Origin of the sequence: Kitasatospora sp. NPDC093558 (genome assembly GCF_040683475.1) — a bacterium.
In the GTDB taxonomy this organism is placed as follows: Bacteria; Actinomycetota; Actinomycetes; order Streptomycetales; family Streptomycetaceae; genus Kitasatospora.
This window is the reverse complement of sequence record NZ_JBFBDY010000009.1, coordinates 11,821-34,433: the sequence shown is the minus strand read 5'-3', so window position 1 is coordinate 34,433 and position 22,613 is coordinate 11,821. Positions and strand designations below refer to the sequence as shown.

24 protein-coding genes and 1 riboswitch are annotated in these 22,613 nt (G+C 72.7%); of the genes, 19 read left to right on the top strand and 5 right to left on the bottom strand.

The genetic code is table 11. The annotated features are described in order from the left end of the window. The first annotated feature begins 33 nt into the window (after positions 1–33). Together AB0O00_RS02270 and AB0O00_RS02265 are read left to right on the top strand one after the other, a co-directional pair. Entirely contained in the window at positions 34–843 is an 810-nt protein-coding gene (locus AB0O00_RS02270) for a DNA-formamidopyrimidine glycosylase family protein (protein ID WP_363648191.1), read from the top strand. Positions 844–910: 67 nt separating this feature from the next. Then, positions 911–2,905 (top strand): AAA family ATPase, encoded by a 1,995-nt coding sequence (locus tag AB0O00_RS02265; RefSeq protein WP_363648189.1) that lies wholly within the window; start codon positions 911–913, stop codon positions 2,903–2,905. On the opposite strand, the gene AB0O00_RS02260 is transcribed toward AB0O00_RS02265, so the two are convergent. After that, the gene (locus AB0O00_RS02260; protein ID WP_363648187.1) at positions 2,902–4,575 is read right to left on the bottom strand and encodes a hypothetical protein; all 1,674 of its coding nucleotides are present in this window, start codon (positions 4,573–4,575) and stop codon (positions 2,902–2,904) included. The two genes, AB0O00_RS02265 and AB0O00_RS02260, sit on opposite strands and share 4 nt — an antisense overlap. A 55-nt stretch (positions 4,576–4,630) precedes the next feature. Next, on the bottom strand, positions 4,631–5,035 hold the full coding sequence (locus AB0O00_RS02255) for a metalloregulator ArsR/SmtB family transcription factor (protein ID WP_363648185.1): 405 nt from the start codon (positions 5,033–5,035) through the stop codon (positions 4,631–4,633). An 81-nt stretch (positions 5,036–5,116) separates the two neighbouring features. Then, positions 5,117–5,309: riboswitch (cobalamin riboswitch) on the top strand. Between the two features lie 31 nt (positions 5,310–5,340). Here AB0O00_RS02255 and AB0O00_RS02250 point away from each other — a divergent pair. Next, positions 5,341–6,450 carry a HoxN/HupN/NixA family nickel/cobalt transporter gene (locus AB0O00_RS02250; protein WP_363648183.1) on the top strand — a complete coding sequence of 370 codons (1,110 nt, stop codon included), beginning with the start codon at positions 5,341–5,343 and terminating at the stop codon, positions 6,448–6,450. A gap of 84 nt (positions 6,451–6,534) precedes the next feature. On the opposite strand, the gene AB0O00_RS02245 is transcribed toward AB0O00_RS02250, so the two are convergent. Further along, entirely contained in the window at positions 6,535–6,786 is a 252-nt protein-coding gene (locus AB0O00_RS02245) for a type B 50S ribosomal protein L31 (RefSeq protein WP_363648181.1), read from the bottom strand. 24 nt (positions 6,787–6,810) lie between these two features. Then, a complete protein-coding gene (gene rpmG / locus AB0O00_RS02240; protein ID WP_363648209.1) occupies positions 6,811–6,975 on the bottom strand; it encodes a 50S ribosomal protein L33 in 165 nt (54 codons plus the stop codon). A 131-nt stretch (positions 6,976–7,106) separates the two neighbouring features. Here rpmG and rpmB point away from each other — a divergent pair, with 131 nt between their 5' ends. The 10 genes from rpmB to AB0O00_RS02190 all read left to right on the top strand — a co-directional run bounded on the left by rpmB (position 7,107) and on the right by AB0O00_RS02190 (position 13,677). Next, positions 7,107–7,343, top strand: a complete 237-nt coding sequence (gene rpmB / locus AB0O00_RS02235; RefSeq protein ID WP_363648179.1) for a 50S ribosomal protein L28 — start codon at positions 7,107–7,109, stop codon at positions 7,341–7,343. Then, entirely contained in the window at positions 7,343–7,648 is a 306-nt protein-coding gene (rpsN, locus tag AB0O00_RS02230; protein WP_363648177.1) for a 30S ribosomal protein S14, read from the top strand. The genes rpmB and rpsN overlap by 1 nt, the downstream gene beginning before the upstream one ends. Further along, positions 7,645–8,820: a GTP-binding protein gene (locus tag AB0O00_RS02225; protein WP_363648175.1), complete on the top strand. Its 1,176-nt coding sequence runs from the start codon at positions 7,645–7,647 to the stop codon at positions 8,818–8,820. The genes rpsN and AB0O00_RS02225 overlap by 4 nt, the downstream gene beginning before the upstream one ends. Positions 8,821–8,832: 12 nt before the next feature. Next, complete coding sequence (rpsR, locus tag AB0O00_RS02220; protein ID WP_363648173.1) at positions 8,833–9,060, top strand: 30S ribosomal protein S18; 228 nt, start codon at positions 8,833–8,835, stop codon at positions 9,058–9,060. Between the two features lie 9 nt (positions 9,061–9,069). Beyond that, on the top strand, positions 9,070–9,243 hold the full coding sequence (gene rpmF, locus AB0O00_RS02215; RefSeq protein WP_363648171.1) for a 50S ribosomal protein L32: 174 nt from the start codon (positions 9,070–9,072) through the stop codon (positions 9,241–9,243). Positions 9,244–9,336: 93 nt separating this feature from the next. Then, entirely contained in the window at positions 9,337–10,443 is a 1,107-nt protein-coding gene (locus AB0O00_RS02210; protein WP_363648169.1) for an aminopeptidase P family protein, read from the top strand. 75 nt (positions 10,444–10,518) lie between these two features. After that, entirely contained in the window at positions 10,519–11,082 is a 564-nt protein-coding gene (efp, locus tag AB0O00_RS02205) for an elongation factor P (RefSeq protein ID WP_363648167.1), read from the top strand. 4 nt (positions 11,083–11,086) lie between these two features. Next, on the top strand, positions 11,087–11,524 hold the full coding sequence (gene nusB, locus AB0O00_RS02200) for a transcription antitermination factor NusB (protein WP_363648165.1): 438 nt from the start codon (positions 11,087–11,089) through the stop codon (positions 11,522–11,524). A gap of 168 nt (positions 11,525–11,692) precedes the next feature. Further along, entirely contained in the window at positions 11,693–12,520 is an 828-nt protein-coding gene (locus AB0O00_RS02195; RefSeq protein ID WP_363648163.1) for a thioesterase family protein, read from the top strand. Between the two features lie 191 nt (positions 12,521–12,711). After that, on the top strand, positions 12,712–13,677 hold the full coding sequence (locus tag AB0O00_RS02190) for a hypothetical protein (protein WP_363648161.1): 966 nt from the start codon (positions 12,712–12,714) through the stop codon (positions 13,675–13,677). Between the two features lie 126 nt (positions 13,678–13,803). On the opposite strand, the gene AB0O00_RS02185 is transcribed toward AB0O00_RS02190, so the two are convergent. Next, on the bottom strand, positions 13,804–14,307 hold the full coding sequence (locus tag AB0O00_RS02185; RefSeq protein ID WP_329930432.1) for a transcriptional regulator: 504 nt from the start codon (positions 14,305–14,307) through the stop codon (positions 13,804–13,806). A gap of 329 nt (positions 14,308–14,636) precedes the next feature. Here AB0O00_RS02185 and pyrR point away from each other — a divergent pair, with 329 nt between their 5' ends. From pyrR to carB, 6 genes are read left to right on the top strand one after another with little or no spacing between them, the layout of a single operon-like run. Beyond that, positions 14,637–15,248 carry a bifunctional pyr operon transcriptional regulator/uracil phosphoribosyltransferase PyrR gene (gene pyrR, locus AB0O00_RS02180; protein WP_363648159.1) on the top strand — a complete coding sequence of 204 codons (612 nt, stop codon included), beginning with the start codon at positions 14,637–14,639 and terminating at the stop codon, positions 15,246–15,248. Between the two features lie 7 nt (positions 15,249–15,255). Next, the gene (locus tag AB0O00_RS02175; RefSeq protein WP_363648157.1) at positions 15,256–16,245 is read left to right on the top strand and encodes an aspartate carbamoyltransferase catalytic subunit; all 990 of its coding nucleotides are present in this window, start codon (positions 15,256–15,258) and stop codon (positions 16,243–16,245) included. Further along, on the top strand, positions 16,242–17,546 hold the full coding sequence (locus tag AB0O00_RS02170) for a dihydroorotase (RefSeq protein WP_363648155.1): 1,305 nt from the start codon (positions 16,242–16,244) through the stop codon (positions 17,544–17,546). The genes AB0O00_RS02175 and AB0O00_RS02170 overlap by 4 nt, the downstream gene beginning before the upstream one ends. Beyond that, complete coding sequence (locus AB0O00_RS02165; RefSeq protein ID WP_363648153.1) at positions 17,543–18,127, top strand: hypothetical protein; 585 nt, start codon at positions 17,543–17,545, stop codon at positions 18,125–18,127. The genes AB0O00_RS02170 and AB0O00_RS02165 overlap by 4 nt, the downstream gene beginning before the upstream one ends. After that, a complete protein-coding gene (gene carA, locus AB0O00_RS02160) occupies positions 18,124–19,308 on the top strand; it encodes a glutamine-hydrolyzing carbamoyl-phosphate synthase small subunit (protein ID WP_363648151.1) in 1,185 nt (394 codons plus the stop codon). The genes AB0O00_RS02165 and carA overlap by 4 nt, the downstream gene beginning before the upstream one ends. Next, positions 19,301–22,609: a carbamoyl-phosphate synthase large subunit gene (carB, locus tag AB0O00_RS02155; RefSeq protein WP_363648149.1), complete on the top strand. Its 3,309-nt coding sequence runs from the start codon at positions 19,301–19,303 to the stop codon at positions 22,607–22,609. Before carA ends, carB begins: the two co-directional genes overlap by 8 nt. The last annotated feature ends 4 nt before the right edge of the window (positions 22,610–22,613 follow it).

The window sequence follows — 22,613 nt, the reverse complement described above, 5'->3', positions numbered from 1 at the left end:
GTCGAGTTGATCCGTCCCTGGGGAGCCGAGCCCGTGCCGGAAGGCCACATCATCCACCGCCTCGCGGCCGAGAGCACCGAGGCCTTCGGCGGCCGTCCCGTCCGGGTGTCCAGCCCGCAGGGCCGGTTCGCCGACGACGCCAAGCTCATCGACGGGCAGGTCCTGGCCGGGGCGGAGGCCATCGGCAAGCACCTCTTCCTCGGCTTCGAGGAGGGCGCCTGGGTCCACGTCCACCTCGGCCTCTACGGCGGCTTGACCTTCGGCGCTGGGCCCGCGCCGGCGCCCGTCGGCCTGATCCGGCTGCGCCTGGAGGGCGACGACGCCCACGCCGACCTGCGCGGCCCCAACACCTGCGCGCTGATCACCGGCGCCGAGAAGGCCGCCGTCGCCGCGCGCCTCGGCCCCGACCCGCTGCGCTCCGACGCCGACCCGGACGCCGCCTGGCGCCGGATATCGGCCAGCCGCACGACCGTCGCGGCCCTGCTGATGGACCAGAAGGTGCTGGCCGGGGTGGGCAACGTCTACCGCGCCGAGGTGCTCTTCCGGCACGGCATCGCCCCGCACCGGGCCGGCCGCGACCTCGGGCGGGCCGAGTGGGACGCGATCTGGGCGGACCTGGTCGGCCTGATGCGCGAGGGCGTCGGCGCCGGCCGGATCGACACCGTCCGCCCCGAGCACACCCCCGAGGCGATGGGCCGCCCGCCGCGCGTGGACGACCACGGCGGCGAGGTCTACGTCTACCGCCGCGCCGCGATGCCCTGCCTGGTCTGCGGCACGGACGTGCGGACGGAGTCGCACGCGGCGCGCAACCTGTTCTGGTGCCCGACCTGCCAGGCGGCCTGAGCCGGATTCAGGTGGCGGAGGCCGGCACGCCGTAGGCTGGGCCCGGGCCGGCGGAGGGAGCGGACGGGTGGACGGCTTCGAGGTGTCCAACAGGGTTTCGGGCACGGTGCACGGGAACGTGTTCCAGGGCGGGAACGTCACGGTCCACATGGGGGCGAAGCACCGGACTCCGCATCAGGTCCGTCGGCCGAACGGTCCCTTCGTCAACCGCGAGGCCGAACTGGCGGCGCTCACGGCCGCGTTGGTCCCGGTGGACGAGGGCCGGCGCGGGATCGTGGTGCTCACCGGGCTCGGTGGCGTCGGGAAGACCGAGCTGATCGCCAAGTTCACCGACGAGTCCCGGGCGCACTTCCCGGACGGTGACCTCTACGCCGACCTCCAGGCCTACCGGCACCAGGGCGGCGTGGACCTCCCCGCGCTGCTGGGCGGTTTCCTGCGCGCCCTCGGGGTGAAGCCCCCGGCTGCGGAGGCCGAGCGGTTCACGGAGTTCCGGACGGCCACCGCCGGGCGCCGCTGCCTGTTCGTCCTGGACAACGTCGAGCACGCCGCCGAGGTCCGCGCGCTGCTGCCGTCCAGCGGGCTGGTGGTGGTCGCGAGCCGGCGCCGCCTGGCCGCCCTGCGGATGGACGGCGCCGATGTGCGGCAGCTGGGACCGCTGAGCACGACGGCCGGCGCCGACCTGGTGCGGACGTGGCTGGACTCCGGGCGGGGTACCGACGGGGAACTGGCCGAGCTGGTCGAGCTGTGCGGCGGGCTGCCGCTCGCGCTGAGCGTGGTCGGGAGCCAGCTGCTGGACCGCGACCACGTGGCGGTGGGCCGGGTGGTGGCCGAACTTCGGGACCGGGAGGGCAAGTCGGCCGTGCTCAACGACGAGGAGGGGGACCTCCGTCCGACCTACGACCTGGTCTACGAGCGGCTGACGCCGCACGGCCGGGCGCTCTACCACGTGATCGGCGTGCACTCCGGCCCGTTCGTCTCGGCCGAACTGGCCAGGGCGGCGGGCGTCGAGCGGGCCGTGGCCGCGCTGAAGGAACTGCGTGACGTCCATCTGCTGGACGAGGTGGTGGACAGCGGGCCGGACGAGCTCTACCGGGCCCATGATGTGGTCCGGTCGCACGCCCACCACCACACCCGCGAACTGCCCGGCCGGACCGAGCTCCTCGCCCGCGTCGTGGCCTACTTCCGAGGCCGGGCATCGGTGGCGGACCGGGCCATGGGGTCGAGGCTGCGGGTGCAGGAGCCGAGTGGCGACGAGCTGCCGGGCTTCGCCTCGTACGCGGAGGCACTGGAGTGGCTGTACGCCGAACGGGCCGACCTGCGATCGGCGGTGGAGGCGGCGGCCGGCCAGGGGTGGCACGGCGAGGTGTGGCGGCTCTGCGAGTCGCTGTGGCGGCTGTACCACGACCGCAAGCTCTACCAGGACTGGATCGCCACCCACCGGCTCGGCGTCGAGTCGGCGCTGTGGGACAACCAGCCCGACGCCGTCGTCCGGATGCGCAACCAGCTCGCCCGCGCGCACCTCGAGCGGAAGGAATTCGCGCTCGCCGAGGAACAGTTGGAGCTCGCCGCGGAGCAGGTGCCGCGGGTGGCGCACCGGCCGCTGGTGGGGGCGCTCCACGAGACGGACGGCCTGCTCTGCCTCGCCGACGGGCGGACGGCGCGGGCGGTCGAGCGGTTCACCCTGGCCCTGGAGGAGAACCGGGGTGACGTGCACGGCGAGATCGTGCAGAGCTACAACGTCGCGCAGGCGCTGATCGCGGACGGCCGGCCGGAGCAGGCGCTGACCGTCCTCGACGAGGCTCGCGAGAGGGCCGTCGCCACCAAGGACACCGACATGCTGATGAAGCTGCCGCTGGTGCGGGCCCGGGCGCACCGCGCGCTGGGACGGCTGGACCTCGCGGTCGCGGACGCCGCCGAGTGTGTGGAGCGGGCGGAGGTGCTGAGCCAGTACGCGAAGGAGGCGCAGGCGCACACGCTGCTGGTCGAGCTCGCGGAGGAGCTGGGCGACGCGGCGCTCGCGGAGCGCAGCCGGGCGCGGCTGCGGGAACTCCAGGGGCGCTAGGGACCGGTGGTGAACGAGACCCGGACCCGGTGGTCTCCCGCGCGGATGGTGAGGCCGTGTTCGGGGAGGTCGGCCGGGGTGCCGCCTTCGGCGAGCCACTGGGCCAGGGCGGAGCCGAGGAGCAGCGGGTCGAGGTGGGGTTCGGCGCTGCCCCAGGGCCGTTCGGCGTGGGCTTCCAGCAGGAGACCGGTGCGCAGCCGGACGAGGTGGCGGGCCGGGCCGAGGGCGGCCACCGCGACGGCGAGGCCGGGGAGTTCGGCGGCGGTGTCGGCGAGCCAGCGGGTGGCGGGGAGTTCGGCGCGCGTCTCGGTCCGGGCCAGGACTTCGGCGGTGTAGCGGAGGGCGTCGCCCGGGTGTTCGTCGGTGAGTGCGTGGAAGCCGCGCGGGGTGTGGTCGCCGGGGTCGATGGGGTAGCGCCGCAGGCTGACCTCGGTGCCCTCGCTCGCGCCCGTGACGTCGTAGGCCGTCGGGCGTTCGGGGGTGCCGGCGCGGGGGACGGGCTTCGGGTAGGGCGGCAGGAGCGGTTCGTCGTCCGGTTCGTCCAGCCCGTCGAGGAAGGAGTAGAGCAGGGGGCGCAGCACCTCGGCCGAGCGGCCGCGGTGGGCGAGGGAGAGGTCGGTGACCGGGCGCAGGGCGGTCGGGTCCTGCTTCTGCAGGGCCTGTTCGAGCTGGGCGGCGAGGTCGCCGTCGGGGTCGAGCGCGGGGGCGGCCTGGCCGAAGGCGTGGCTGGGGGAGCGCGGGTCGAGTTCGGCGGCGCCGGTGGCGACGAGCAGGGTGGGGCGTTCCAGGGCGGCGCCGTAGACGGACACCGAGCCGTGGTCGCCGATCAGGCAGTCGGCGGCGACGAGGGCGGCCTGCCAGCCCTGGTGGGGCGGGACGAGGTGCAGGCCCATGCGCCGGGCGTCGTCGAGCAGGGCCTCGGGGTCGTGCCGGTTCCAGATGTTGGGGTGGAGGACGACGGCGACCGCGTACTCGTCGGCGGGGAGCTGGCGGACGAGGCGGCGGGGCAGGTCGGGGCGGCGGCCGAATAACGAGTGCTCGCTCCAGGTGGAGTTGACGACGACGAGCCGCCGGCCGTCCACGGCGCCGAGGGCCGCGCGGTAGCCGTCGCGCAGGCGCTCGCTGCGGAGCATCCGGTCGAAGCAGGGGTCGCCGACGACCTGGGCGACGTCCAGCGCCTCGGGGCAGGAGATCCGCAGCCGGTCGAGCTGTTCGGGGTGGGAGAGGCCGAGGACGTCGACGAAGACCCGGCCGTGGTGGGTGAGTTCGTTGCGGGAGAGGCCGGCTGCGCTGACGGTGTCGCCGGTGGACTCGGTCACCAGGCGGTTGTAGCCGGCGCCGTGGGGGAGGACGACGAGCCGGGCGTCGAGGCGGTGCATGGAGGAGTGGACGGCGCAGGCGACGGCCAGGTCGAAGTGGTGCCGGACGGCGTCCTCCCAGTCGAGGAGGGTGATGCCGGGCAGGCCGCGCAGGTAGTCGTCGAGGCCGTCGGCGAAGGCGGAGCCGGGGTTGACGGTGGCGTAGTGCTCGATGCCGTCGCGGTTCAGCAGGGTGAGGACGTCGAGGACCCGGGTGGCCGAGGTGAGGGTGCGGGCGACCGCCAGCACGCGCGCTCTGACCGGCCGGGTGTTCCAGCGGTCGGCGGGCCAGGCGTGGGGGTGGGTCGGCACGCCATGATCGTACTCATCGGGTCCGTTCCCCGCGGTGATTCCGGAGAAGGGCCTGTCAGCCCGCCGCGGCGGTGGGCTCTTCGTGGTCGGAGGCGGGCTCCTCGTGGTCGGCGGCGGCGCACTCGTCGAGGAGGGGGCGCATGCTGTCGTCGACGAGCCGGTAGCGCACGACGCGTCCGTCCTTGTCGCCGGTGACGACGCCGGCCGTGCGCAGCAACCGCAGGGCCTGGGAGACGGCCGGGTCGCGCATGCCGGTGGCGACGGCGAGGTCGGTGACGGCGAGCGGTCCCGCGCGGTGCAGGGCGAGCAGGATCGCCAGCCGTCCGGGGTCGGCGAGCAGGGAGAACCGCTCGGACCACGAGCGGACGTGCGCGGTGTCGCCGATCGCGGCGATGGCCTCGCAGACCCGGTGTCCGTCGATGGTGCGGTGGCCCGCGCGGTCGGCCGGTACGAGATGCATGCGGACATTCTGGCAGCTCACGACCTGTGATCCTGGACACCTGCGCAGGTGCGCAGCCTTGCATGAGTGGGTCCTGGCCCCTACGGTGTTCCCCGCCGTGGTGCTCGGGAAGACCGGTGACGGACCCTCAGGGGTCCCAGTCCGGAGCGGCCCTCGCCACTGTGATCGGGGGAGTCCGCCCGTACCCAGACGCCACTGGGCGCTTCGCGCGCCTGGGAAGGCGGGTACGGGAGCCCCGTCAGCCAGGAGACCGGCCACGGCATCTCACGAAGTGTTTCCACGAGGTGCTGGAGCGTGATCCGAAGATGACCCTGCCCGAAACCGCCGCCCCCGAGGCCGCGCCCGCCGTGCTGCCCACCTTCAGGTGGAGGAGAGAGGACACCGTCCGCACCGCCGGGCTGATGGGGGTGATCCTGGCCATGCACGTGGTGGCGTTCGGGACCCTCGTCTTCCTGGTGGCGCCCCACAACTACGCCGTCGGCACCCAGGTCTTCGGGGTGGGCCTCGGCATCACGGCGTACACGCTCGGGATGCGGCACGCGTTCGACGCCGACCACATCGCGGTGATCGACAACACCACCCGCAAGCTGATGGCGGACGGCAAGCGGCCGGTCTCGGTGGGCTTCTGGTTCGCCCTCGGGCACTCGTCGATGGTGGTCATCATGGCCGCACTGGTCGCGGGCGGCGCGCAACTGGCGAACACGCTGATGGACGACGAGTCGACCACCCACCAGTGGCTCGGCATGATCGGCACCACCACCTCCGGTGTGTTCCTGTACCTGATCGGCGCGCTCAACCTGGCGGCGCTGCTGGGCATCCTGAAGGTGTTCCGGGCGATGCGCGCCGGGCAGTACGACGAGGCGGAGCTGGAGCAGCACCTGGACTCGCGCGGCTTCATGGCCCGGGTGCTGAACCGGGCGACCAAGTCGATCACCCGGCCCGGCCAGATGTTCCCGGTGGGCATGGTGCTCGGCCTCGGCTTCGACACCGCGACCGAGGTGACCCTGATGGTGATGGCCGGCTCGGGCGCGGCGGCCGGTCTGCCCTGGTACGCGATCGTCTGCCTGCCGCTGCTGTTCGCGGCGGGGATGAGCCTGTTCGACACGCTGGACGGGACGTTCATGAACTTCGCGTACCAGTGGGCGTTCTCCAACCCGGTGCGCAAGGTGTACTACAACCTGACGATCACCGGGCTGTCGATCGCGGTGGCGTTCATCATCGGCACGATCGAGCTGGTTGGCGTGCTGCACGAGAAGCTGGACCTGACCGACCCGGTCACCGGCTGGATCGCGGACATCTCGCTCGACAACGTCGGGTACGCGATCGCCGGGCTGTTCGTCGTCGTGTGGGCCGTGGCGATCGCGTACTGGAAGCTGGCCGGGGTCGAGAAGCGCTGGGGCGCCGAGGGCTCCTGAGCACGCCTGCCGCGACGGCGCCTCCCCTGGGCGGGGAGGCGCCGTTCGGCGTTCGGGGCCGTGTGCTGCTGCGGCCGGGCCGGCTCAGCTGTGCCGGTCGCCGTAGCGCTGACGGAAGCGCTCGACGCGGCCCGCCGTGTCGAGCACGCGGGACTGGCCGGTGTAGAAGGGGTGGCTCGCCGAGGAGATCTCGACGTCGATGACGGGGTAGGTGTTGCCGTCCTCCCACTCGACCGTGCGGTCGCTGGTGACTGTCGAGCGAGTGAGGAAGGCGAGGCCGCCGACCTTGTCGCGGAAGACGACGGGCCGGTAGGCGGGGTGGATTCCGGGCTTCATGGGTGGGTGCCTCCTCGGCGGGGGTCAGCGCTCTTCGCGGAAGTCGACGTGCTCGCGGGCGACCGGGTCGTACTTGCGCAGCACCATCCGGTCCGGGTCGTTCCGGCGGTTCTTGCGGGTCACGTACGTGTAGCCGGTGCCTGCGGTGGAGCGGAGCTTGATGACGGGGCGCAGTTCGCTGCGGGCCACGGGGTCCTCCCGGGGGTCGGTGGTGCGGCGGTTCGGGGCCGGGCTGGAACCGTACACCGAAATGGATGTCATTTTCATCTGGTGTAACGTGACCACCGTCCCGCCCATTCCCGGACCTCCTGGGGGCCTCCATGTCCGCCCACTGCCAGCTCACCGGCCGCAAGCCGGGCTTCGGCAACGCGATCTCGCACTCGCACCGCCGCACCCCGCGCCGCTTCGACCCCAACATCCAGCGCAAGCGCTACTGGCTGCCCGGTGAGGGCCGGTACGTCCGGCTCACGCTCAGCGCCAAGGGGATCCGCACGGTCGACGCGATCGGCGTCGAGGCCGCCGTCGCCCGGATCCGCGCCCGAGGGGGCAAGGTCTGATGGCCAAGCAGAGCAAGATCGCCAAGAACGAGCAGCGCCGCGCGACCGTCGCCCGGTACGCCGGGCGCCGCGCCGAGCTCAAGCGGATCATCGCCCACCCCGCCACCGGCCCCGCCGAGCGCGCCGCCGCCCAGGCCGAGCTCGCCCGCCAGCCGCGCGACGCCAGCGCCACCCGGGTCCGCAACCGCGACGCCCTCGACGGCCGCCCGCGCGGCCACCTCCGCGCCTTCGGCCTCTCCCGGATCAACCTGCGCACCCTCGCCCACGCGGGCCACCTGCCCGGCGTCCGCAAGGCCAGCTGGTGAGCGGCGCGGACGGGACAAGGCTGCCCGTCGTGGTCGTCGCCGGCCTGCACGCCGGCCACCGGCGCCGGACCGTCGGGGAGCTGGTGAGCGGCGCGGTCGACGCCGTCGTCCTCCACCACGACCTGCGCGACGCCTCGCTCGGCGTCGTCCACCGCCGGCTGCGCGACGCGGACGGCGAGTTCGACCCGGCCGACGTGCCGCTGCTCAACGACTGCCCGTGCTGCGCCCTGCGGGAGGACCTGCTGCCGCGGCTGCTGCGCATCGCCGACGAGGGCCGGCACGGGCTCGCGGTCGTCGAGCTGTGGGGCGGCAGCGACCCGCACCCGGCCGTCGAGGTCATCGCCGCGGGCGAGGTCGACGGCCGGCCCCTGGCGGAGGCCGTCGAGCTCGCGGGCGTCGTCACCGCCGTCGACCCCGACCGGCTCACGGGCGAACTCTCCGTCCCCGACGACCTCGTGGAGCACGGCGAGCACACCGCCGCCGAGGACCCCCGCACCCGCGCGGAGGCCCTCGCCCACCAGATCGAGTACGCCACCACCCTGGCCGTCCCGCGCACGACCGCGCACGCGCCGGGGCTCGCGATGCTCCGTCAGCTCCACCCCACCGCCCGCGTCGTGCGCCTCGCCACCGGCGCGCTCACCCGGGCCGCGCTCGGCGGCTTCGACGTCGCGGCCGCCCGCGACCGGGTCAACCCGGCGCTCGCGCTGCTGCCGCAGGAGCACGACGAGGGCGGCGTCACCACGATGGTGTGGGAGCGGCGCAGGCCGCTGCACCCCGAGCGGCTGCACGAGGCGCTCGAACTGCTCGTCCCGGCGGCCCAGCGCAGCCGCGGCCGGTTCTGGCTCGCCAACCGGCCCGACCTGATGCTGGCCTGGGACGCGGCCGGGGCGAACCTCGCGGTCGAGGAGTGCGGGCCGTGGCTGACCGCGCTGCCCGACGCGGCCTGGGACCTCTACCCGCCCGCCCGCCGGGCCGCCGCCGCCCTCGACTGGCACCCCGTCCACGGGGACCGCGTACAGCAGCTCAGCTTCACGGCCGAGGGCCTGGACGTGGACGGGATCACCCACCTCCTCGACTCCTGCCTGCTCACCGACACCGAACTCGCCGCCGGCGAATCCGGCTGGAAGGCCCTGCCCGACGCCTTCCACGACCTGCTCGACCCCGTCGCCTGAGGAACAACTACTGTGCGTAAACGACTCAACTCGCCGAAGCCCCGGCCCAACCCGCTGGTCACTGCCGGTATCGAGTACATCGACTACAAGGACACCGATCTCCTGCGGAAGTTCGTCTCCGACCGCGGCAAGATCCGGAACCGGCGCATCACCCGGCTGACCGTCCAGCAGCAGCGGGCGATGGCCCGGGCGATCAAGAACGCCCGGGAGATGGCCCTGCTCCCGTACGCCACCCGATAGGAGATCCCGATGGCCGTGCCCAAGCGCAAGACGTCCCGCAGCAACACCAGGCACCGCCGGGCCCAGTGGAAGGCGAGCGCGCCGAAGCTGGTCCCGATCACGCTGAACGGGCGGGACCTGCTCGTCCCGCAGAACCTCGTGCCCGCCTACCGCCGGGGGCTCATCGAACCCGACGGCGGGTGACGGCGCCGCCGGGGGCGTGAGGGGGGGTGGGGTCGCGCCCCCGTCGGGGGTGCTCGGCGGGCGGATCGGGGGCGGGGTTCGTAGGCTCGACGCATGTCTGATGCGTACGCGGGTCGGCGGGAGCGGCTGCGGGAGCACTGCAGTGCGGCCGGGGCCGATGCGGCGCTGATCACCCGGCCGGCCAACGTGCGGTACCTGACCGGCTGTGCCCCCTGCGGCGCGACCCTGCTGCTCACCAGGGAGCGGGTGCTGCTGACGCTGCCGGACGACCTGCCCCCGGACGACACCGGGGAGCACCTGATCGCCGCCGACGTCACCCAGGTGCCCGTCCCGGCCGGGGCGGACACCGCGCTGGCCGCCGCGGCCGAGGCCTCCCGGCTGCGGGTGCGGGCCATGGCGGTGGAGGAGCACGACCTGACCGTCCTGCGCCACCGCGCGGTGGCGAGCCTGGCCGAGGGGGTACGGCTGGCCGAGCTGGGGCAGGTCGTCGAGCGGCTGCGGGTGATCAAGGACGAGCACGAGATCGCCGACCTGCGGATCGCCGCCGAGATCGCCGACCAGGCGCTCGGCGAGCTGCTGGAGTCGATCCTGGTGGGCCGCACCGAGCGGCACCTGGCGATGGAGCTGGAGCGCCGGATGATCGACCACGGTGCCGACCGGGCGGCCTTCCCGGTCTCGGTCGGCACCGGCAGTCACTCCGGCCAGCCCGCCCACCAGCCGACCGACCGCCGGGTCGAGGAGGGCGACTTCCTGACCGTGGTGCTCGGCGCCCAGTACCGCGGCTACGGCGTGTCGACCGCCAGGACCTTCGTCATCGGGGCCGCCCCCGCGCCCTGGCAGGTCGAGCTGCACCGGCTGGTGTTCCGCGCCCAGCGGGCCGCGCGGGAGGCGCTCGGACCGGGCGTGGAGCAGTGCGTACCCGACCGGGCGGCCCGGCAGATCCTGGACGCGGCCGGCTACCCGGAGGCCTCGCCGCACCCGGTGGGCCACGGCATCGGGCTGGAGATGCGGGAGGCGCCGCGCCTCGGTCCGGCGGACATGGGTAAACTGGACAGCCGCGTACCGGTCACCGTCGGTCCGGGGGTACACATCCCGGGCAAGGGCGGGGTCCGGATCGAGGACACGCTCGTCGTGCGCCCCCTCGAAGAGGGCGGGCCCGAGCTGCTCACCATCACCACCAAGGAGCTCCTCGCCCTGTGACGGCGGCCCCGGGCCGCCGGCGGCAGGACGCGACCCTTGGTTCCTTGACAGCTATATCCAGGAGTAAGTGCGCCCGTGGCTTCCACGAACGATCTCAAGAACGGCATGGTCCTCAAGCTGGAGGGCGGCAAGCTCTGGTCCGTCGTCGAGTTCCAGCACGTCAAGCCCGGCAAGGGCCCGGCCTTCGTGCGTACGAAGCTCAAGGAGGTCCTGACGGGCAAGGTCGTCGACAAGACCTTCAACGCCGGCACCAAGGTCGAGACCGCCAACGTCGACAAGCGCGGCATGCAGTTCTCGTACAAGGACGGCGAGAACTTCGTGTTCATGGACATGGACACCTACGACCAGCTGACCGTCGAGCCGGCCGTCGTCGGCGACGCCGCCAAGTACCTACTGGAGGGCTTCGAGGCCCTGGTCGCCACCAACGAGGGCGCCGTCCTCTACATCGAGCTCCCGACCTCCGTCGAGCTGGTCATCGAGCACACCGAGCCGGGCGTCCAGGGCGACCGCTCGACCGGTGGCACCAAGCCGGCCACCCTTGAGACCGGTGCCGAGATCCAGGTCCCGCTCTTCGTCGTCACCGGCGAGAAGGTCAAGGTCGACACCCGCGACGGCAGCTACCTCGGCCGGGTGAAGTAAGTCCGTGTCGGCCGCACGCACCAAGGCCCGCACCCGGGCCTTCCAGATCCTCTTCGAGGCCGACCACCGCGGGGTCGACCCGCAGCAGGTCCTCGCCGACTGGGTGGCCCGCGCCCGCGAGCCCAAGCCCGACGAGGGCACCCCCCAGGTCGCCGAGTACACGATGGAGCTGATCGAGGGTTACGTCCAGCACGCCCGCCGGATCGACGACCTGATCTCCCAGTACGCGGTGGGCTGGACCCTCGACCGGATGCCGATCGTGGACCGCAACGTCCTGCGGCTCGGCGCCTACGAGCTGATCTGGGAGGACGGCGTCCCGGACGCCGTCGTCCTGGACGAGGCCGTCGAGATCGCCAAGGAGTTCTCCACGGACGACTCCCCGGCCTTCGTCAACGGCCTGCTCGCCCGCTTCCTGGAGCTGAAGCCGAGCATCCGCCGCTAGGCGCGCACGGGCCTCGCCCGCGAACGGCCGCCGGACCCGAACGAGGGTCCGGCGGCCGTCGCGCGTTTCACCCGGGTGGCGTATGTTGGGATCCTACTCGCCGGTAACTTACCGTTCGAGCGCCTCAGGTATCCCACGCACGTCCGCAGTGAAGGGCAGGCCACCCCCATGACCACGGCGATCCGCAGCGAGTTCGACCAGGGCATCGCGCTGAGCAGACACCCCGAGGAGCCCGGCCGCTACGACGGCGAGCTCGGCGCGGGCTGGCAGATCGGCGGCGGCGTCAACGGCGGGCTGCTGCTCGCCGTCGCCGGACACGCGCTGTCGCTGGAGCACGGCGACCACCCCGACCCGGTGTCGATCAGCGGTTACTACCTGTCCGCCTCGGTGCCCGGCCCGGCCACCGTCCGCACCGAGGTGCTGCGCTCCGGCCGGGGCCTGTCCACCGGCACCGCCTCGCTCAGCCAGGACGGCGTCGAACGGCTGCGCGTCGTCGCCAGCCACGGGGACCTCTCGGCCGCCGACGGCGAGGTGCGCACCAGCGCGCAGCCGCCGCAGCTGCCGCCGCCGGACCAGTGCGTCGGCGTCGAGCACGCGCCCAAGGAGCTCATCGCCCAGGCCGCCCTGCTGGAGCGCTTCGACCTGCGGCTCGACCCGGCCACGATCGGCTGGGCGCTCGGGCAGCCCTCCGGCAACGGGCGGATCCAGGGCTGGTTCCGGCTCGCCGACGGCCGCGAGCCCGACCCGCTGCTGCTCCTGCTGGTCGCCGACGCGCTGCCGCCGGTCACCTTCGACCTGGGGATGCCGGGCTGGGCACCGACCGTCGAACTGACCGTCCACCTGCGGGCCAGGCCGGTGCCGGGCTGGCTGCGGGTCACCCACGCCACCCGCAACCTGGCCGGCGGGTACTTCGAGGAGGACGCCGAGGTCTGGGACGAGTCCGGCCGCCTGGTCGCGCAGTCCCGCCAGCTCGCCCGGGTGCCACGGCCCGCGTGAGGACCGGTCGGCGTGAGGGCCGGTCGGCGTGAGAACCGGCGCGAGAATCGGCGTATTACCGGTGGTTACATTCCTGTGACACGCCGTACGTGTGCGGCGCTCGGGACTGGGGAGTAACACGGTCAGCGGCGGCCCCCGCCGCCGACCGTCGCCCCTTCCGGGCGGTCTCCCGCCGACGCCAGGAGCTACCGATGAGCCGCAATAGGCGCCCTCGCCGCATCTCCGACTGCACTGCCGGCGGCTCCCGCCCGAGCGCCCGTGCCCCGCACCAGCGGAGCGGCGGGGAGGGCGCCGACCAGGCCTTCGTCATCGGCGTGCTGACCAGCGCCGCGGACTTCGATCGGGCCCGCGCCTGGCGGGTGACCGACGCCCCCGACTTCGAGCGCTACCTGGCCGACACGGCCGACCTGCTCGCCGACGCGCTGCGGCGCTTCGAGACCGTCCGGGCGCGGATGTTCCACCCGCAGGACTTCGCCGAGTTCTGCGTCCTGCACGGCCTCGACCCGGCCGAGCCCGCCTCGCGCGACCGCTACCTGGTCAACCCCGCGCTGCAGACCCAGCTGCTCGCCTACCAGGGCGAGGAGCTCGCCGGGGACTTCGTGCCGCGCCTGGTCCGCGCCCGGGAGAACGGGCTGACGCTCAGCCACGCCGACCTGATCCTCGACGGCGGGCTGTACGGCGGCACCGGCGAGGCGGACGAGGAGCACGGCCGCTGGGTGCGCACCGCCCACCAGCGCGGCGCGGAGGTGCTGCGCCGGATGCTGGTCGGCGCGGGCGCCGGGGTGTACGAGCTGCGGGTGCGGGTGGACGCGCCGGGCGGGAAGCTGAGCGCCGCGGCGCGCGTGCTCCAGTGGGAGGACGGCGTCGTGCGGATCAACGACGAGGACCTGGAGCTGGTCTGCGCGGTGCTCTGCGCCGGGCTGGCGCTGGAGCTGCCGGGCGTGGCCGTGCTGCACGGCTCGCAGGGGTCGGCGGCGGCCTGCGGGGCCCGTGGCGGAGTCACTGAGGAACCCCGCGGCGGAGCCGCTGACAGACACTTCCGGCCGGCCGCGTGGGCGTGGTCGAGCGGCGGGCCGGACTGGGCGCCGGCGGCCCGGCCGGTGCGGCTGGACGGCGTGGCGGCGCAGCCCGGGTACAGCCTGGGCACGGTCTGCTGAGGAGCGGCGTGTACGAAACGCCACGGCGCGGCCCCCGGGTTCTGGGTGCCGCGCCGTGACGTTTCTGCTTGCCCGATAGGGCGGTACGAGCCTCGTTTCCGCTGGCGGGAGCCGGTGCGGGGAGCGTCAGCTCGTCTCCTCCTCGCGCACCGCGCGGCGCGCGTCGGGGTTGAGCACACCCCACGAGATCAGCTGCTCGGTAAGGATGGACGGCGACTGGTCGTAGATGACGGCCAGGGTGCGCAGGTCGTCCTGGCGGATCGACAGCACCTTGCCGTTGTAGTCGCCGCGCTGGCTCTGGATGGTCGCCGCGTAGCGCTGCAGCGGGCCGGCCTTCTCGGACGGGACCTGGGTCAGTCTCTCGAGGTCGAGGACCAGGCGCGGCGGCGGCTCGGCCGCGCCGCCGGGGGTGCCGCCGGGCAGCAGCTCCTGCACCGGGACGCCGTAGAACTCCGCCAGCTCGGCCAGCCGCTGCACGGTGACCGCACGGTCGCCGCGCTCGTACGAGCCGACGACGACTGCCTTCCAGCGCCCCTGGGACTTCTCCTCGACACCGTGCAGGGAGAGACCCTGCTGAGTGCGGATCGCTCGGAGCTTGCCTCCGAGTTGCTTCGCGTAGTCGCTGGACATTGATCTCCCCGGACGAGATTGCTTCGCGTTCAGTGGTGGGTCACGGGCGATTGCCGACGTCGTTACCGGTGGGTTCGACGTCCGTCTCGTAACTCACTGTGAGGTTACGTAGAGTAAGGTGTCGCGTCAAGCCGAATGGGGCAGTCGTGCGAATGGCCTGCGTCCGGGGTGCGTCGGGGGCGTTAACCCGGTGAAGCGGAATCGTGGAGGTCCGTTTGCCCGCTTGCGCGCTGATAGGATTGCCCGAAGCCCGCGCCCGGTCGGCGGGGGCCATCCCAGACATCCTTTAAGGCCCGTCCCGTGAGGCGGGGAAGGAGGTCCGCTTCGGCATGACCACACACCAGGATCCGTCACCCCGAGCACCGCACCAGGTGCTGGACGGCGCGGACATCGCCCGGGTCGTCACCCGGATAGCGCACGAGATCGTCGAGCGCGCCAAGGGCGCGGAGGACGTCGTGCTGCTCGGCATCCACACCCGCGGCGTCCACCTCGCCCGCCGCCTGCGCGACCGGCTGGCCCAGATCACCGGCCGCGAGATCCCGCTCGGCACCCTGGACATCACGATGTACCGGGACGACCTGCGGCTCAAGCCCGCCCGCGCCCTGGAGCACACCGAGATCCCGGCCGGCGGCATCGACGGCAAGCTCGTGATCCTCGTCGACGACGTGCTCTTCTCCGGCCGCACCATCCGCGCCGCGCTCGACGCGCTCGGCGACATCGGCCGCCCGCGCGCCGTCCAGCTGGCCGTCCTGGTCGACCGCGGCCACCGCGAGCTGCCGATCCGCGCCGACTACGTGGGCAAGAACCTGCCCACCTCGCTGCGCGAGGCCGTGCAGGTGCGCCTCGCCGACACCGACGGCGTCGACGCCGTCCTGGTCGGCGACCGCGACCACACCCAGCGCTCGTCGCAGGCCCTGACCGAACCGCACCTTCCGGAGTAGCCGCGTCATGCGCCACCTCGTCTCCGCCGCCGATCTCACCCGCGACGACGCGCTGCTGATCCTCGACACCGCCGAAGAGCTGGCCCAGCTCTCCGGACGGGCCGTGAAGAAGCTGCCCACGCTGCGCGGCCGAACCGTCGTCAACCTCTTCTTCGAGGACTCGACCCGTACCAAGACCTCCTTCGAGGTCGCCGAGAAGCGACTCTCGGCGGACGTCATCAACTTCTCCGCCAAGGGCTCGTCCGTCTCCAAGGGCGAGAGCCTCAAGGACACCGCGCTGACCCTGCAGGCCATGGGCGCCGACGCGGTCGTCATCCGCCACCACGCCTCCGGCGCGCCGGCCCGCCTGGCGCAGTCCGACTGGCTGCACGGCAGCGTCATCAACGCCGGTGACGGCACCCACGAGCACCCCACCCAGGCGCTGCTCGACGCCTTCACCATGCGCCGCCACCTCAACCCGGGCACCGGCCACGACCTCGCGGGCCGCCGGGTGACGATCGTCGGCGACGTCCTGCACAGCCGGGTCGCGCGCTCCAACGTGCACCTGCTGACCACCCTCGGTGCCCAGGTCACCTTCGTCGCCCCGCCGACGCTGCTGCCGATCGGCATCGAGAACTGGCCCTGCGAGGTCAGCTACGACCTGGAGAGCGTGCTCCCCAAGACGGACGCGCTGATGATGCTCCGGGTGCAGCGCGAGCGCATGAACGCCGCGTTCTTCCCGACCGAGCGCGAGTACAGCCGCCGCTACGGCATGAACGGCCCGCGGATGACCCAGCTGCCCGACCACGCGATCGTCATGCACCCCGGCCCGATGGTCCGCGGCATGGAGATCACCGCCGAGGTCGCCGACTCGCCGCGCTGCACCGTGGTCGAGCAGGTCGCCAACGGCGTGTCGGTCCGCATGGCCGTGCTGTACCTGCTCCTCGGCGGGGCCGTCTTCGCCGACGGCCCGAACGACGCCGCCGCCCGTACCGAATCCGTGGAGACCAGTCAGTGACCACCTACCTGATCCGCAACGCCCAGATCGCCGGCGGCGCCCCGCAGGACCTCCACCTCGCCGACGGCGTGATCAAGGAGATCGGCACCGGCCTGGCCGTCGAGGCCGACATCGAGATCGACGCCACCGGCCTGATCGTGCTGCCCGGCCTGGTCGACCTGCACACCCACCTGCGCGAGCCCGGCCGCGAGGACGCCGAGACCGTCCTCACCGGCACCCAGGCCGCCGCGATGGGCGGCTTCACCGCCGTGCACGCGATGGCCAACACCACCCCGGTGGCCGACACCGCCGGCGTCGTCGAGCAGGTCTGGCGCCTCGGCCAGGAGGCCGGCTTCTGCGACGTGCAGCCCGTCGGCGCCGTCACCGTCGGCCTGGAGGGCAAGAAGCTCGCCGAGCTCGGCGCCATGCACGAGTCCGCCGCGAACGTCCGGGTCTTCTCCGACGACGGCAAGTGCGTCGACGACGCGGTGCTGATGCGCCGTGCGCTGGAGTACGTCAAGGCCTTCGACGGCGTCGTCGCCCAGCACGCCCAGGAGCCGCGGCTCACCGAGGGCGCGCAGATGAACGAGGGCCAGGTCTCCGGCGAGCTCGGGCTCGGCGGCTGGCCGGCCGTCGCCGAGGAGTCGATCATCGCCCGCGACGTGCTGCTCGCCGCGCACGTCGGCTCCCGGCTGCACGTGTGCCACGTCTCCACCGCCGGCTCGGTCGAGATCATCCGCTGGGCCAAGGCCAAGGGCTGGGACGTCACCGCCGAGGTCACCCCGCACCACCTGCTGCTCACCGACGAGCTGGTCCGCTCCTACGACCCGGTCTACAAGGTGAACCCGCCGCTGCGCACCGCCGAGGACGTCCAGGCGCTGCGCAAGGCGCTCGCCGACGGCACCATCGACGCCGTCGCGACCGACCACGCGCCGCACCCGGCCGAGGACAAGGACTGCGAGTGGGCCGTCGCCGCGATGGGCATGGTCGGCCTGGAGACCGCGCTGTCGGTCGTGCAGCAGACCATGGTCGACACCGGCCTGCTGAACTGGGAGGGCGTCGCCGACCGGATGTCGCACCGCCCGGCCCGGATCGGCCGTCTCGCCGGGCACGGCCGGCCCGTCTCGGTCGGTGAGCCGGCGAACCTGGTGCTGTTCGATCCCGCGTACCGTGGTGCCGTGAACCCGGACAGCTTCGCCACCCGCAGCCGCAACACCCCGTACAAGGGCCTGGACCTGCCCGGACGGGTGCACGCCACCTTCCTGCGCGGGCGGGCCACCGTCCTGGCCGGCGACCTCGTCGAGCAGGGCGTCGAGGCGTGAGTCCGAACCGCACGCTCGCTCCGCTCACGCCGCTGGCCCAGGAGCAGGCCAAGGTCCACAACTGGCCCGGGTACATCGGCTGGGCCGTCGGCCTGCTGATCGTGATCGGGCTCGTCTACTGGCTGATGCGCCAGGGCTGGAACTGGCGGCGCACCCTGCAGTCCGGGATTCCGCCGCTGCCCGCCGTGCCGGCCGGCGCCGGCCGGACCATCCTGGAGACCAGCGGCCGGTACCACGGCACCACCACCGCCGGGAACTGGCTCGACCGGGTCGTCGCGCACGGCCTGGGCACCCGCAGCCGCGCCGACCTCACCCTCGGCGAGGACGGCCTGCTGGTGCGCCGTCCCGGCGACGTCGACCTCTGGATCCCGGCCGGGCACCTGACCGGTGCCCGCACGGACTCCGGAATCGCCGGCAAGGTCGTCCCGGCCGGGCTCCTCGTCGTCACCTGGACGCACGAGGGCACCGAGCTGGACTCGGGATTCCGGGCCGACCACCCCGACGAGCACGCCGCCTGGGTCGAGGCGGTCGCTCAACTCGCAACACGTACGAAGACGAAGACGGAAGAGGCCGCGCAATGACCGCACCTGCCCCCACCACGCAGCGCCAACGGCGGGAACGCGTCCCGGCCGTGCTCGTCCTGGAGGACGGCCGGACCTTCCGCGGCCAGGCCTACGGCGCCGTCGGCGAGACCTTCGGCGAGGCGGTCTTCAACACCGGCATGTCCGGCTACCAGGAGACCCTCACCGACCCGTCGTACCACCGCCAGGTGGTCGCGATGACCGCCCCGCAGATCGGCAACACCGGCTGGAACGACGAGGACGACGAGTCCAAGCGGATCTGGGTCGCCGGGTACGTCGTGCGCGACCCCGCCCGGGTCGCCTCCAACTGGCGCTCGCGGCGCTCGCTGGACGAGGAGCTCGTCCGCCAGGGCGTCGTCGGCATCAGCGGCATCGACACCCGCGCGCTCACCCGGCACCTGCGCGACCGCGGCGCGATGCGCTGCGGCATCTTCTCCGGCCCGGCGCTCGCCGACCCGGCCGCCCTGCTCGCCCGGGTGCAGCAGGCGCCCGAGATGAAGGGCGCCGACCTGTGCGCCGAGGTCGCCACCACCGAGCCCTACATCGTCCCGGCCATCGGTCCCGGCGGCGAAGCCTTGCCCATCGGCACTGCGAAGTTCACCGTCGCCGCGCTGGACCTCGGCATCAAGGCGATGACCCCCCAGCGGATGGCCGAGCGCGGCATCGAGGTGCACGTGCTGCCGGCCAACGCCACCCTGGAGGACGTCTACGCCGTCAACCCGGACGGCGTCTTCTTCTCCAACGGCCCGGGCGACCCGGCCACCGCCGACCACCAGGTCGCCGTCGCGAAGGGCGTGCTGGAGCGCAAGACCCCGTTCTTCGGGATCTGCTTCGGCAACCAGATCCTCGGCCGCGCCCTGGGCTTCGGCACCTACAAGCTCAAGTACGGCCACCGCGGCATCAACCAGCCGGTGCAGGACCGCACCACCGGCAAGGTCGAGGTGACCGCCCACAACCACGGCTTCGCCGTGAACGCACCGCTGGACAAGGTGAGCGACACCCCCTACGGGCGGGTCGAGGTCTCCCACGTCTGCCTCAACGACGACGTGGTCGAGGGCCTCCAGGCGCTCGACGTGCCCGCCTTCAGCGTGCAGTACCACCCCGAAGCGGCCGCCGGCCCGCACGACGCCGCCTACCTGTTCGACCGCTTCGTGAGCCTTATGGAGGGCCAGCGTGCCTAAGCGCACCGACATCAAGTCCGTCCTGGTCATCGGCTCCGGCCCGATCGTGATCGGCCAGGCCGCCGAGTTCGACTACTCGGGCACGCAGGCCTGCCGCGTCCTCAAGGCCGAGGGCCTGCGGGTCGTGCTGGTCAACTCCAACCCGGCCACGATCATGACCGACCCGGAGATCGCCGACGCCACCTACGTCGAGCCGATCACCCCGGAGTTCGTCGAGAAGATCATCGCCAAGGAGCGCCCCGACGCGCTGCTGCCGACCCTCGGCGGGCAGACCGCGCTCAACACCGCGATCTCCCTGCACGCGGCCGGCACCCTCGAGAAGTACGGCGTCGAACTGATCGGCGCCGACGTCGAGGCGATCAACAAGGGCGAGGACCGCGACCTCTTCAAGGGCGTCGTCGAGGCCGTCAACGCCAAGATCGGCCACGGCGAGTCCGCCCGCTCGGTCATCTGCCACACCATGGACGAGGTGCTGGCCGGCGTCGACACCCTCGGCGGCTACCCCGTCGTCGTGCGCCCCTCCTTCACCATGGGCGGCGCCGGCTCCGGCTTCGCCCACAACGAGGAGGACCTGCGCCGCATCGCCGGCCAGGGCCTGACCCTCTCGCCGACCACCGAGGTGCTCCTGGAGGAGTCCATCCTCGGCTGGAAGGAGTACGAGCTGGAGCTGATGCGCGACAAGCACGACAACGTCGTGGTCGTCTGCTCCATCGAGAACTTCGACCCGATGGGCGTCCACACCGGTGACTCGATCACCGTCGCCCCGGCGATGACGCTCACCGACCGCGAGTACCAGATCCTGCGCGACATCGGCATCGCCGTCATCCGCGAGGTCGGCGTCGACACCGGCGGCTGCAACATCCAGTTCGCGGTCAACCCCGACGACGGCCGGGTCATCGTCATCGAGATGAACCCGCGCGTGTCCCGCTCCTCCGCGCTCGCCTCCAAGGCCACCGGCTTCCCGATCGCCAAGATCGCCGCCAAGCTGGCCGTCGGCTACACGCTCGACGAGATCCCCAACGACATCACCGAGGAGACCCCGGCCTCCTTCGAGCCGACCCTCGACTACGTCGTCGTCAAGGTGCCGCGCTTCGCGTTCGAGAAGTTCCCGAGCGCCGACGCCACCCTCACCACGACCATGAAGTCCGTCGGCGAGGCCATGGCCCTCGGCCGCAACTTCCCCGAGGCGCTGCAGAAGGCGCTGCGCTCGCTGGAGAAGAAGGGCTCGCAGTTCTCCTGGACCACTCCGGTCGGGGACAAGGCGGAGCTGCTGGCCAAGGCGGTCGTGCCGACCGACGGCCGGATCAACACCGTGATGGACGCCATCCGGGCCGGCGCCACCCCGGAGGAGGTGTTCGAGGCCACCAAGATCGACCCGTGGTTCGTCGACCAGCTCTTCCTGCTCGACGAGATCGCCGGCGAGCTCGCCGACGCCGCCGAGCTCACCCCGGACCTGCTGCGCCACGCCAAGCGGCACGGCTTCTCCGACCAGCAGATCGGCGAGATCCGCGGCCTCAAGCCGGACGTCGTCCGAGAGGTGCGCCACGCGCTCGGCATCCGCCCGGTGTTCAAGACCGTCGACACGTGCGCCGCCGAGTTCGCCGCCAAGACCCCGTACTTCTACTCGTCCTACGACGAGGAGAACGAGGTCGCCCCGCGCACCAAGCCCGCGGTGATCATCCTCGGCTCCGGCCCCAACCGCATCGGCCAGGGCATCGAGTTCGACTACTCCTGCGTCCACGCGTCCTTCGCGCTGGCCGACGCCGGGTACGAGACCGTCATGGTCAACTGCAACCCGGAGACCGTCTCCACCGACTACGACACCTCCGACCGGCTCTACTTCGAGCCGCTCACCCTGGAGGACGTCCTGGAGATCGTCCACGCCGAGCAGCAGGCCGGACCGCTCGCGGGCGTCATCGTCCAGCTCGGCGGCCAGACCCCGCTCGGCCTGGCCCAGGCGCTCAAGGACAACGGCGTACCGATCGTCGGCACCCAGCCCGAGGCGATCGACCTCGCCGAGGAGCGCGGCGCCTTCGGCCGCGTCCTGCGCGACGCCGGCCTGCCGGCCCCCAAGCACGGCACCGCCTTCTCCTTCGACGAGGCCAAGGCGATCGCCGACGAGATCGGCTACCCGGTGCTCGCCCGCCCGTCCTACGTGCTCGGCGGCCGCGGCATGGAGATCGTCTACGACGAGGCCTCCCTCGCCTCCTACCTGGAGCGCCACGCCGGCCTGATCTCCGAGCACCCGGTGCTCATCGACCGCTTCCTCGACGACGCGGTGGAGATCGACGTCGACGCCCTCTACGACGGCACCGAGCTCTACCTCGGCGGCGTCATGGAGCACATCGAGGAGGCCGGCATCCACTCCGGCGACTCCGCCTGCGCGCTGCCCCCGATCACCCTCGGCGGCTTCGACATCAAGCGCCTGCGCACCTCCACCGAGGCCATCGCGCGCGGTGTCGGCGTCCGCGGCCTGATCAACATCCAGTTCGCGCTGGCCGGGGACATCCTCTACGTCCTGGAGGCCAACCCGCGCGCCTCCCGGACCGTCCCGTTCACCTCCAAGGCCACCGCGGTGCCGCTCGCCAAGGCGGCCGCCCGGGTCTCGCTCGGCGCCACCATCGCCGAGCTGCGCGCCGAGGGCCTGCTCCCGGCCGAGGGCGACGGCGGCACGCTGCCCGCCGACGCGCCGATCGCGGTCAAGGAGGCCGTGATGCCGTGGAGCCGCTTCCGCGACATCCACGGCCGCGGCGTGGACACCGTGCTCGGCCCGGAGATGCGCTCGACCGGCGAGGTCATGGGCATCGACAAGGTCTTCGGCACCGCCTACGCCAAGGCCCAGACCGGCGCCTACGGCGCGCTGCCGACCAAGGGCAAGGTCTTCGTCTCGGTCGCCAACCGCGACAAGCGCAACCTCGTCTTCCCGGCCCGCGCGCTGGTCGGCCTCGGCTTCGAGCTGCTCGCCACCGCCGGCACCGCCGAGGTGCTGCAGCGCGGCGGCATCCCGTCCACGCTGGTGCGCAAGCACAGCGAGGGCGAGGGCCCGAACGGCGAGAAGACCATCGTCCAGCTGATCCACGACGGCGAGGTCGACCTCATCATCAACACGCCGTACGGCACCGGCGGGCGCCTCGACGGCTACGAGATCCGCACCGCGGCCGTCTCGCGCGGGGTGCCGTGCCTGACCACCGTCCAGGCGATGGGCGCGGCCGTCCAGGGCATCGACCGGCTGCTGCGCGACGAGGTCGGGGTGATGTCGCTCCAGGAGCACGCCGAGCTGATCAACGCCGGCCGCAAGTAGCACC

Coding starts and splice junctions, on each gene's coding strand:
- AB0O00_RS02190 (WP_363648161.1), top strand. CDS start 12,712: ATGAGCCGCAATAGGCGCCCTCGCCGCATCTCCGACTGCACTGCCGGC.
- rpmB (WP_363648179.1), top strand. CDS start 7,107: ATGTCCGCCCACTGCCAGCTCACCGGCCGCAAGCCGGGCTTCGGCAAC.
- AB0O00_RS02255 (WP_363648185.1), bottom strand. CDS start 5,035: ATGCATCTCGTACCGGCCGACCGCGCGGGCCACCGCACCATCGACGGA.
- AB0O00_RS02245 (WP_363648181.1), bottom strand. CDS start 6,786: ATGAAGCCCGGAATCCACCCCGCCTACCGGCCCGTCGTCTTCCGCGAC.
- AB0O00_RS02195 (WP_363648163.1), top strand. CDS start 11,693: ATGACCACGGCGATCCGCAGCGAGTTCGACCAGGGCATCGCGCTGAGC.
- rpmF (WP_363648171.1), top strand. CDS start 9,070: ATGGCCGTGCCCAAGCGCAAGACGTCCCGCAGCAACACCAGGCACCGC.
- carA (WP_363648151.1), top strand. CDS start 18,124: ATGACCGCACCTGCCCCCACCACGCAGCGCCAACGGCGGGAACGCGTC.
- pyrR (WP_363648159.1), top strand. CDS start 14,637: ATGACCACACACCAGGATCCGTCACCCCGAGCACCGCACCAGGTGCTG.
- AB0O00_RS02250 (WP_363648183.1), top strand. CDS start 5,341: ATGACCCTGCCCGAAACCGCCGCCCCCGAGGCCGCGCCCGCCGTGCTG.
- rpsN (WP_363648177.1), top strand. CDS start 7,343: ATGGCCAAGCAGAGCAAGATCGCCAAGAACGAGCAGCGCCGCGCGACC.
- AB0O00_RS02175 (WP_363648157.1), top strand. CDS start 15,256: ATGCGCCACCTCGTCTCCGCCGCCGATCTCACCCGCGACGACGCGCTG.
- AB0O00_RS02185 (WP_329930432.1), bottom strand. CDS start 14,307: ATGTCCAGCGACTACGCGAAGCAACTCGGAGGCAAGCTCCGAGCGATC.
- AB0O00_RS02210 (WP_363648169.1), top strand. CDS start 9,337: ATGTCTGATGCGTACGCGGGTCGGCGGGAGCGGCTGCGGGAGCACTGC.